Origin of the sequence: Pseudomonas sp. NPDC088890, assembly GCF_044900155.1 — a bacterium.
Lineage (GTDB): Bacteria > Pseudomonadota > Gammaproteobacteria > Pseudomonadales > Pseudomonadaceae > Aquipseudomonas > Aquipseudomonas urmiensis.
This window is the reverse complement of sequence record NZ_JBJDNG010000004.1, coordinates 264541-274826: the sequence shown is the minus strand read 5'-3', so window position 1 is coordinate 274826 and position 10286 is coordinate 264541. Positions and strand designations below refer to the sequence as shown.

Below are 10286 nucleotides of genomic sequence, written 5' to 3'. Positions count from 1 at the left end.
CGCACTTGTGATGCAGGATTTCATTGATACGCCGGGTTCGGGCGTCGAGCACCAACTCGGTAAATACCTGCAGCAACAGCTTGCGCATGCAGCCGAGCGGGTCTACTTCATCTTCGCTCTCGCTCGCGCGAGCCAGGTGGTCGTGGGTTTCGTGCAGGCTGTCGAGCAACGCCTGGACCAACTCCGCCTTGTTGTTGAAGTGCCAGTAGATCGCCCCACGGGTGACCCCCGCAAGCTCTGCGATGTCGGCCAGGGTAGTTCGCGCAACCCCGCGCTTATAGAAGGCCTTTTCCGCGGCCTCGATGATCTGGGCGCGAGTTTCCTGGGCTTCCTCTTTGGTTCGACGGACCATGGCAGCACAACCTCATCAGGGCCCAGCCGCTCACGCGGCAGCTGGGAATCAGGCCGGGGGCACCTCTGCATGGGCGACTCCCGGGGCAATTGAAGGCTCGGTGTGGCAACTGACCACTACCGTATGGTATTTACAAACAACCATGAATGTAAGTATATTCGTTAGTAAGCTATTAATCCAGCCGATAGCATTTTTCTGACAAGACTCTTCCATTATTCTTGAGCGTCTCCCAGCTCTAGCGACCCGAGGATCCTCATGCAATTCAAGCCAGCCGTCACCGCCCTGGTTTCCGCCGTCGCCCTGGCAACACTGCTAAGTGGCTGTAAGAAAGAAGAGGCGGCACCTGCGCCGCAGGCTCCTCTGGTCGGCGTAGTCACCCTGCAACCACAAGCCTTTACCCTGACCTCGGAACTGCCGGGGCGCACCACTGCGTTCCGCGTTGCCGAAGTTCGGCCCCAGGTCAACGGCATCATTCTCAAGCGCCTGTTCAAAGAAGGCAGCGAGGTCAAGGAAGGTCAGCAGCTGTACCAGATCGACCCCTCTGTGTACGAAGCCAACCTGGCCAACGCCCAGGCCAACTTGCAGGCTACCCGTTCGTTGGCCGAGCGCTACAAGCAGCTGATCGACGAGCAGGCCGTATCCAAACAGGAATACGACGACGCCAATGCCAAACGATTGCAGGCCGAAGCGTCGCTCAAGAGCGCCCAGATCGACCTGCGCTACACCAAGGTGTTGGCGCCAATCAGTGGCCGGATCGGCCGCTCCTCGGTGACCGAAGGCGCCCTGGTGAGCAATGGCCAGACCAACGCCATGGCCACTATCCAGCAGCTCGATCCGATCTACGTCGACGTCACCCAGTCCACGGCCGAACTGCTCAAGCTGCGCCGCGACCTGGAAAGCGGCCAATTGCAGAAGGCCGGGGAAAACGCCGCCAAGGTTCAGCTGATCCTGGAAGATGGCAGCAAGTTCGCCCAGGAAGGCCGCCTGGAGTTCTCCGAAGTGTCGGTCGACGAGACCACCGGTTCCGTGACCCTGCGCGCGGTGTTCCCTAACCCAGAACACACCCTGCTGCCGGGCATGTTCGTCCACGCTCGTCTGCAGGCCGGGGTCAACGCCAACGCCATCCTGGCACCGCAACAAGGCGTAACCCGGGATCTGAAAGGCACGCCAACGGCAATGGTGGTCAACCAGGAGAACAAGGTCGAGCTGCGTCAACTCAAGGCCAGCCGCACCCTGGGCAGCGACTGGCTGATCGAGGAAGGCCTCAACCCAGGCGATCGCCTGATCACCGAAGGCCTGCAATACGTACGCCCTGGCGTCGAGGTCAAAGTCGGCGAAGCCACCAACGTCAAGAAGCCGGGCAATCCTCAGGCCAATGCGGCGAAAGCAGACGGCAAAGCGGAGTAAACCATGTCGAAGTTCTTTATCGATCGCCCGATCTTCGCCTGGGTGATCGCCCTGGTGATCATGCTGGTCGGCGCCTTGTCGATCCTGAAGCTGCCGATCAACCAGTACCCAAGCATCGCGCCGCCGGCCATCGCCATCGCCGTGACCTACCCGGGCGCCTCGGCGCAGACCGTGCAGGACACCGTGGTGCAGGTCATCGAGCAACAGCTCAACGGCATCGACAACCTGCGGTATGTGCAGTCGGAAAGTAACTCCGACGGCAGCATGACCATTACCGCCACCTTCGAGCAGGGCACCAACCCTGATACGGCGCAGGTCCAGGTGCAGAACAAGCTGAACCTGGCCACCCCACTGCTGCCGCAAGAAGTGCAGCAGCAGGGTATCCGCGTCACCAAGGCAGTGAAAAACTTCCTGATGGTGATCGGCCTGGTGTCCGAAGACGGCAGCATGACCAAGGATGACCTGGCCAACTACATCGTCTCGAACATGCAGGACCCGGTCTCGCGTACCGCAGGTGTCGGTGACTTCCAGGTGTTCGGCGCCCAGTACGCCATGCGCATCTGGCTCGATCCGGCCAAGCTGAACAAGTTCCAGCTGACCCCGGTTGACGTGCGCACTGCGGTTACCGCGCAGAACGTCCAGGTGTCCAGCGGCCAGCTCGGCGGCCTGCCAGCCCTGCCGGGTACCCAGCTCAACGCCACCATCATCGGCAAGACCCGCCTGCAAACCGCCGAGCAGTTCGAGAAGATCCTGCTCAAGGTCAACAGCGATGGCTCGCAGGTGCGCCTGGGTGACGTTGCCAAGGTCGGCCTTGGCGGTGAGAACTACGCGGTCAGCGCGCAGTTCAACGGCAAGCCGGCCTCGGGCCTGGCGGTCAAGCTCGCCACCGGCGCCAACGCCCTGGACACTGCCACGGCGCTGCGCAAGACCATCAGCGACCTGGAGCCGTTCTTCCCGCCTGGGATGAAAGCGGTGTTCCCGTATGACACCACGCCCGTGGTCACCGAATCGATCAGCGGGGTAATCCACACCCTGATCGAAGCGGTAGTGCTGGTGTTCCTGGTGATGTACCTGTTCCTGCAGAACTTCCGCGCCACGGTGATTACCACCATGACGGTGCCGGTGGTGTTGCTGGGTACCTTCGGTATCCTCGCCGCCGCAGGGTTCAGCATCAACACCCTGACCATGTTCGCCATGGTCCTGGCCATCGGTCTGTTGGTGGACGACGCCATCGTTGTGGTGGAGAACGTCGAGCGGGTGATGTCCGAAGAGGGCCTGCCGCCCAAAGAAGCCACCAAGCGCTCGATGGAGCAGATCCAGGGTGCGCTGGTCGGTATTGCCCTGGTGTTGTCGGCGGTACTGCTGCCGATGGCGTTCTTCGGCGGCTCCACCGGTGTAATCTACCGGCAGTTCTCGATCACCATCGTGTCGGCCATGGGCCTGTCGGTGCTGGTCGCGTTGATCTTCACCCCGGCCCTGTGCGCGACCATGCTCAAGCCGCTGAAAAAGGGTGAGCACCACGTCGCCAAAGGCGGTTTCTTCGGCTGGTTCAACCGCAATTTCGACCGCAGCGTACAAGGCTACGAGCGCAGTGTCGGTGGCATCCTGCGCAACAAGCTGCCGTTCCTGCTGGCCTATGCCCTGATCGTGGTCGGCATGATCTGGCTGTTCATGCGCATCCCTACTGCGTTCCTGCCCGAAGAAGACCAGGGCGTCCTGTTCGCCCAGGTGCAGACCCCGGCCGGTTCCAGTGCCGAGCGCACCCAGGCGGTAGTCGACCAGATGCGTGAGTACCTGCTCAAGGACGAAGCCGACACCGTGTCGTCGGTGTTCACCGTCAACGGCTTCAACTTCGCCGGTCGCGGCCAGAGCTCGGGTATGGCGTTCATCATGCTCAAGCCCTGGGATGAGCGTTCGGCGGAAAACAGCGTGTTCAACCTGGCGACCCGTGCCCAGCAGCACTTCTTCGGCTTCCGTGACGCGATGGTGTTCGCCTTTGCCCCGCCTGCGGTACTGGAGTTGGGTAACGCCACCGGTTTCGACGTGTTCCTGCAGGACCGCGCAGGCCTCGGTCACGAGAAACTGATGGAAGCGCGCAACCAGTTCCTGGCCAAGGCCGCACAGAGCAAGATTCTCTCTGCAGTGCGCCCCAACGGCCTGAACGACGAGCCGCAGTACCAGCTGATCGTCGACGACGAACGCGCCAGCGCCTTGGGCGTGACCATCGCCGACATCAACAACACCCTGTCGATTGCCCTGGGTGGTAGCTACGTCAACGACTTCATCGACCGCGGTCGGGTCAAGAAGGTCTACATCCAGGGCGATGCCAATGCCCGGATGAACCCTGAAGACCTGCAAAAGTGGTACGTACGCAACGCCAAGGGTGAGATGGTGCCGTTCTCCTCCTTCGCCACCGGCGAATGGTCGTACGGCTCGCCGAAGCTGTCGCGCTATAACGGTGTAGAAGCGGTCGAAGTGCTGGGTGCTCCGGCGCCGGGCTACAGTACCGGTGAAGCCATGGCCGAGGTCGAGCGCATCGCCAGCGAGCTGCCAACCGGCATCGGTATGTCGTGGACCGGTATGTCGTACGAGGAAAAACTCTCTGGCTCGCAGATGCCGGCACTGTTCGCCCTGTCGCTGCTGTTCGTGTTCCTCTGCCTGGCAGCGCTGTACGAAAGCTGGTCGATCCCGATCGCGGTGGTGTTGGTCGTGCCGCTGGGGATCATCGGTGCACTGGTTGCCACCAGCATGCGCGGGCTGTCCAACGACGTGTACTTCCTGGTTGGCCTGTTGACCACCATCGGTCTGGCGGCGAAGAACGCGATCTTGATCGTCGAGTTCGCCAAGGAGCTGCATGAACAAGGCAAGAGCCTGTACGACGCGACCATCGAAGCGTGCCGTATGCGTCTGCGCCCGATCATCATGACCTCGCTGGCGTTCATCCTCGGCGTGGTACCGTTGACCATCGCCAGCGGCGCAGGCTCGGGTAGCCAGCATGCCATTGGTACTGGGGTGATCGGCGGCATGATCAGTGCGACCGTGCTGGCCATCTTCTGGGTACCGTTGTTCTTCGTAGCAGTGTCGTCGTTGTTCGGCAGCAAAAAGCCAGAAACCGACGCCACCCCTGAAACTCCACGTTATGAGGCTGGGCAATGACCAAGTCTTTGTTGTCCCTGGCGGTAACCGCCCTGATCCTCAGCGGCTGCTCGCTGATCCCTGATTACCAGACCCCGGACGCACCGGTGGCAACGCAGTGGCCGCAAGGCCCTGCGTATTCGCCAACCGAATCGGCCGATGTCGCCGCCGCTGAACAAGGCTGGCGCCAGTTCTTCCAGGACCCCGCGCTGCAGCAGCTGATCCAGACCTCGCTGGTCAACAACCGCGACCTGCGAGTGGCGGCGTTGAACATCGACGCCTACCGCGCCCAGTACCGCATCCAGCGCGCTGACCTGTTCCCGGCGGTCTCGGCCACCGGTAGCGGCAGCCGTCAGCGCACCCCGGCGAACATGTCGCAGACGGGCGAATCGGGTATCACCAGCCAGTACTCGGCGACCCTCGGCGTCAGCGCCTACGAGCTGGATCTGTTCGGCCGTGTGCGTAGCCTGAGCGAGCAAGCGCTGGAGACTTACCTGTCCAGCGAACAGGCGCGTCGCTCCACGCAGATCGCCCTGGTCGCCAGCGTGGCCAACGCCTACTACACCTGGCAGGCTGACCAAGCCCTGCTCAAGCTGACCGAAGACACCCTCAAGACCTACGAGGAAAGCTACAACCTGACCCGTCGTAGCAACGAAGTGGGGGTCGCCTCGGCACTCGACCTGAGCCAGGCACGCACCGCTGTCGAAGGCGCGCGGGTCAAGCTGTCGCAGTACCAACGCCTGGTCGCCCAGGACCTCAACAGCCTGACCGTGCTGCTCGGCACTGGCGTGCCGGCCAACCTGCCAGCACCGCTCAAGCTCGATGCCGACCAACTGGCCGAAGTGCCCGCCGGCCTGCCGTCGGAGCTGCTTACGCGTCGCCCGGACATCCAGGAAGCCGAGCACCTGCTCAAGGCCGCCAACGCCAACATCGGCGCGGCCCGCGCAGCGTTCTTCCCCAGCATCAGCCTGACCGCCAATGCCGGCACCTTGAGCCCGGACATGGACGGGCTGTTCAAAGGGGGGTCGGGGACCTGGCTGTTCCAGCCGCAGATCAACCTGCCGATTTTCAACGCCGGCAGCCTGCGCGCGAGCTTGGATTACTCGAAAATCCAGAAGGACATCAACGTCGCCAAGTACGAAAAAACCATCCAGACCGCCTTCCAGGAAGTCTCCGATGGCCTGGCGGCGCGCAAGACCTTCGAAGAGCAGTTGCAGGCGCAGCGTGATCTGGTCGCGGCCAACCAGGACTACTACCGCCTGGCTGAGCGTCGCTACCGGATCGGTATCGACAGCAACCTGACCTTCCTCGACGCCCAGCGCAACCTGTTCAGCGCGCAACAGGCATTGATCAGTGATCGCCTGTCGCAGCTGACCAGCGAGGTCAATCTGTACAAGGCCCTGGGTGGCGGCTGGTATGAGCGTACCGGCCAGGCCAACCAGCAGGCATCGCTGCAAACGCCCAAAGGCTGATTGATCGGTAATGCATCAAGCCCACCTTCACGGTGGGCTTTTTGTTTGTGAGGTCAGTTACCCCGTCATCGCGGGGCAAGCCCGCTCCCACGTTGGTCTGAGCAGAATCTCTTGGCAAGCGTGAGCAAGCCCGCTCCCACGCTACCCGAAGGCTTCAGTCTGACCAACGTGGGAGCGGGCTTGCCCCGCGAAGAGGCCACCCTGAACAATAAAAAGTAACTGACTGGAACATTCCGTTCGATTATCGCCCAGTACCGCCTGCGACGAATTGCCCCGCCCCTGCTATGCCGCGCACCATCCTCCCCGCAACGTTGCACAAGTTCATCCAACAAGACCCTGTCGCCACTGCAGGCCCGCACCCCGCAGTGCACCGGTTCGCCCAATAAAAACAAGAGATTCACGACAGATGAGCACTTCGCAACCCGCACGCCAGCTGCTGCCCGGCCTGTTGGCCATGTCCTGCGCCCTGCCCGCCTTCGCCGCCGACGGTGGGTTCCTGGAGGACGCCAAGGCCACACTCAACCTGCGCAACTTCTACATCAACCGCAATTTCGTCGACCCGGCCAACCCCCAGGGCAAGGCCGAAGAATGGACCCAGAGTTTCATCCTCGACGCGCGCTCCGGGTTTACCCAAGGCACCGTTGGCTTTGGCGTGGACATCCTGGGTTTGTATTCGGTGAAGCTCGACGGCGGCAAAGGTACCGCCGGCACCCATCTGCTGCCGGTGCACGATGACGGTCGTCCGGCCGATGATTTCGGCCGCCTGGGCGTGGCCTTCAAGGCCAAGCTGTCGCAGACCGAACTGAAAGTCGGTGAGTGGATGCCCGTGCTGCCGATCCTGCGCTCGGACGACGGCCGCTCGCTGCCGCAAACCTTCCGTGGCGGCCAGATCACCTCGAAAGAGATTGACGGCCTGACCCTGTACGGCGGCCAGTTCCGCGCCAACAGCCCGCGTAATGACGCGAGCATGGAAGACATGTCGCTCAACGGTCGCAGTGCGTTCACCTCGGACCGCTTCAATTTCGCCGGAGGCGAATACACCTTCAACGACAAACGCACCCTGATCGGCCTGTGGGATGCCCGCCTCAAGGACATCTACCGCCAGCAGTATCTGAACCTCAGCCACAGCCAGCCGCTCGGCGAATGGACCCTGGGTGCCAACCTAGGCTATTTCATTGGCAAGGAAGACGGCGCCGAACGTGCAGGCGAGTTGGATAACCGCACCGCCTCAGCCATGCTCTCGGCACGCTACAAGGGCCACACCTTTTACGTCGGCTTGCAGAAAGTCAGCGGCGATGACGCCTGGATGCGGGTCAACGGCACCAGCGGCGGAACCCTGGCCAACGACAGCTACAACTCAAGCTTCGACAACGCCAAGGAGCGCTCCTGGCAGGTGCGCCATGACTTCAACTTCGTCTCGGTGGGCGTACCCGGCCTGACCCTGATGAACCGCTATATCAAGGGTGACAACGTGCACACCAGCACTGTCGACGACGGCAAGGAATGGGCGCGTGAAACCGAGCTGGCGTATGTCGTGCAGTCGGGCACCTTCAAGGACTTGTCGCTGAAATGGCGCAACTCGACCATGCGCCGGGATTACAGCACCAACTCGTTCGATGAGAACCGGGTGATCGTCAGCTATCCGCTGAACCTGCTGTAGTCGGTTGCGGCCTCATCGCTGCGACTCGCCCTGCGATGAGGCCGGCCAATTCAGCAAAGCCTATGCTTATAAAATAAGCATATAAAAAACAAACAAAACCATCATTGACGGAATATGTAACAAAAGCTAAAAACGATACTTCCGCCCGCCGCAGAGCTCGACATGGACCTTCGCCAACTGCGCTACTTCATCGCCCTCACCGAATACCGCAGTTTCGTCCGCGCCGCCGAGGCCATGGGCATCACCCAACCGGCCTTCAGCCGGGCCATCCAGGGCTTGGAGCAAACCTTCGGTTGTTCACTGATAGACCGCGCCAGCAAGGCCCTGCACCCCACCCCTGAAGGCCTGGTGGTGCTGCAACACGCGCGGCGCCTGGTACAGGGCGCTGCGCAATTGAGCACCGAGGTATTGCAGATGACCAAGCTCGATGCCGGCGAGCTGCATTTTGGCAGCGGCCCGGCGCTGGCCGTCCGCCTGGTCCCCGATGCCCTGCAGCACTTCATCGAGGCCCATCCCGGCATCCGCACCTCGCTATGGGTCGACAACGCCGAACGCCTCGGCCAAGCCCTGCGCCGCGAGCAGATCGAATTTTTCGTCGACGACATCCGCCCGTTCGAAGCCGACCCCAATTTCCACACCGAGCCACTCAACCCGCGCCCGGGCCTGTTCTTCTGCCGGCCGGGCCATCCGTTGCTGGCCAAGGACAGCCTGTCGACCAATGATTTGTTCGCCTACCCGCTGGCCAGCGCCCTGCTCGCCCCTGGCGTGCGCAAGCGCCTGGCCAACCTCAGTGGGCGCAATGACTTCACCCCCCACTTGCAGACCGAGCACCTGGCCGTGCTGCGCAGCGTGGTGCTGGCCAGTGATGCGATCGGCACCGCCAGCGAAGAATCGGTGGCCGACGACTTGAGCAGCGGCCGCCTGGTGCGCCTGCATTGGCGTAATTTGCCACCGGGCCTGGAAGTGCTGAGCGTGCGCTGTGGCGTGGTCAGCCGCAGTGGCTATCGGCTGTCACCGGCCGCGCGGGCGATGATCGAGACCTTGATTGGCCTCGATCAGCGCACTTCGCCGCGCGAGCAGCCGCCACGCACCGCGCCGCGTGCAGGGCATTCGCCACGCTGATGACGAAGCATCAGCCGTGCGCGGTTCCGGCGTTGTGACCGGGGGGCTATGCTTGCACACAGTGATCCACTGTCAGCGGTGCAGCCATGGAGGAACAACAATGAAAAGCCTCGTCGAACACCTGAGTCAGTACGCCGCCTACCACCGTGACCCACGCAACATCGCCACCCATTTCGTCGGCATTCCGCTGATCGTTGTGGCCGTGACCATTCTGCTGTCGCGCCCGGGTTGGGACGTCGGCGGGATGTGGCTGTCACCGGCCTTGATCGCAGCGGCGGCCTCAGTGTGGTTCTACCTGCGGCTGGATCTGCGCTTTGGCTTGGTGATGGGGCTGTTGCTGGGGTTGTGCCTGTGGCTGGGGCAGATGCTGGCGCTGCAGAGCACCGGCCTATGGCTGAGCGCCGGGCTGGGCGCCTTTGTGCTGGGCTGGATCATCCAGTTTGTCGGGCATTATTACGAGGGGCGTAAACCTGCGTTCGTCGATGACCTGAGCGGGTTGATCATCGGGCCGTTGTTCGTGGTGGCGGAGGCAGCGTTCATGCTCGGGTTGTGCCCGCAGTTGAAAAAAGCCGTGGAAGCCAATGCTGGGCCGGTGGCGATCAGGCACAAGAACGCCGCGGTTTAAGTTCCGCCCTCATCGCGGGGCAAGCCCGCTCCCACGTCCTCAGCCTCACTGAGTTGACTGCGTGGGAGCGGGCTTGCCCCGCGATGAAGCCAGCACCCTCAACAACTATTCTTGTAACTGACGCGACTCGACCCCCAACTCATCCCACACCGATTCTGCCAGGTGAAAAGTGGCATTGGCCGCGGGAATCCCGCAATAGATCGCGCTCTGCATCAGCACTTCCTTGATCTCTTCGCGTGTCACGCCATTGTTGGCCGCCGCGCGCAGGTGCAGCTTGAGCTCGTCATTGCGGTTCATGCCGATCAGCATGGCAATGGTGATCAGGCTGCGGGTATGGCGTGGCAACCCTGGGCGGGTCCAGATATCCCCCCAGGCGTGGCGAGTGATCATTTCCTGGAACTCGCCGTTGAACTCATTGAGTTTTTCCAGGCTGCGGTCCACGTGGGCGTCACCGAGCACGGCGCGACGCACCTGCATGCCCGCGTCGTAGCGTTGTTTTTCGTCCATCTTGTT

General features: G+C 62.2%; 7 protein-coding genes and 1 pseudogene. 6 read left to right on the top strand and 2 right to left on the bottom strand.

What is annotated here, in order from left to right:
- Positions 1-352, bottom strand: a pseudogene (gene ttgR / locus ACI2JX_RS11520) (efflux transport transcriptional regulator TtgR); the annotation flags it as partial.
- 255 nt (positions 353-607) lie between these two features.
- On the opposite strand from ttgR, the gene ACI2JX_RS11515 reads away from it, so the two are divergent.
- From ACI2JX_RS11515 to ACI2JX_RS11490, 6 genes are all read left to right on the top strand, one after another.
- Positions 608-1759: an efflux RND transporter periplasmic adaptor subunit gene (locus tag ACI2JX_RS11515; RefSeq protein ID WP_264236243.1), complete on the top strand. Its 1152-nt coding sequence runs from the start codon at positions 608-610 to the stop codon at positions 1757-1759.
- Between the two features lie 3 nt (positions 1760-1762).
- A complete protein-coding gene (gene ttgB, locus ACI2JX_RS11510) occupies positions 1763-4915 on the top strand; it encodes a multidrug efflux RND transporter permease subunit TtgB (protein WP_404690103.1) in 3153 nt (1050 codons plus the stop codon).
- On the top strand, positions 4912-6366 hold the full coding sequence (locus ACI2JX_RS11505) for an AdeC/AdeK/OprM family multidrug efflux complex outer membrane factor (protein ID WP_404690102.1): 1455 nt from the start codon (positions 4912-4914) through the stop codon (positions 6364-6366). Before ttgB ends, ACI2JX_RS11505 begins: the two co-directional genes overlap by 4 nt.
- 406 nt (positions 6367-6772) lie before the next feature.
- A complete protein-coding gene (locus tag ACI2JX_RS11500; RefSeq protein ID WP_264236240.1) occupies positions 6773-8026 on the top strand; it encodes an OprD family porin in 1254 nt (417 codons plus the stop codon).
- A 162-nt stretch (positions 8027-8188) separates the two neighbouring features.
- Positions 8189-9148 (top strand): LysR family transcriptional regulator, encoded by a 960-nt coding sequence (locus ACI2JX_RS11495; RefSeq protein ID WP_404690101.1) that lies wholly within the window; start codon positions 8189-8191, stop codon positions 9146-9148.
- Between the two features lie 100 nt (positions 9149-9248).
- A complete protein-coding gene (locus ACI2JX_RS11490; RefSeq protein ID WP_404690100.1) occupies positions 9249-9773 on the top strand; it encodes a DUF962 domain-containing protein in 525 nt (174 codons plus the stop codon).
- 105 nt (positions 9774-9878) lie between these two features.
- Here the strand turns inward: ACI2JX_RS11490 and pcaC are convergent, their stop codons facing one another.
- On the bottom strand, positions 9879-10280 hold the full coding sequence (gene pcaC / locus ACI2JX_RS11485; protein ID WP_264236237.1) for a 4-carboxymuconolactone decarboxylase: 402 nt from the start codon (positions 10278-10280) through the stop codon (positions 9879-9881).
- Between the last annotated feature and the right edge of the window lie 6 nt (positions 10281-10286).

Bases quoted from the DNA above. Each gene is read 5' to 3' on its own strand.
- ACI2JX_RS11515 (WP_264236243.1), top strand. From the start codon at position 608: ATGCAATTCAAGCCAGCCGTCACCGCCCTGGTTTCCGCCGTCGCCCTG.
- ttgB (WP_404690103.1), top strand. From the start codon at position 1,763: ATGTCGAAGTTCTTTATCGATCGCCCGATCTTCGCCTGGGTGATCGCC.
- ACI2JX_RS11505 (WP_404690102.1), top strand. From the start codon at position 4,912: ATGACCAAGTCTTTGTTGTCCCTGGCGGTAACCGCCCTGATCCTCAGC.
- ACI2JX_RS11500 (WP_264236240.1), top strand. From the start codon at position 6,773: ATGAGCACTTCGCAACCCGCACGCCAGCTGCTGCCCGGCCTGTTGGCC.
- ACI2JX_RS11495 (WP_404690101.1), top strand. From the start codon at position 8,189: ATGGACCTTCGCCAACTGCGCTACTTCATCGCCCTCACCGAATACCGC.
- ACI2JX_RS11490 (WP_404690100.1), top strand. From the start codon at position 9,249: ATGAAAAGCCTCGTCGAACACCTGAGTCAGTACGCCGCCTACCACCGT.
- pcaC (WP_264236237.1), bottom strand. From the start codon at position 10,280: ATGGACGAAAAACAACGCTACGACGCGGGCATGCAGGTGCGTCGCGCC.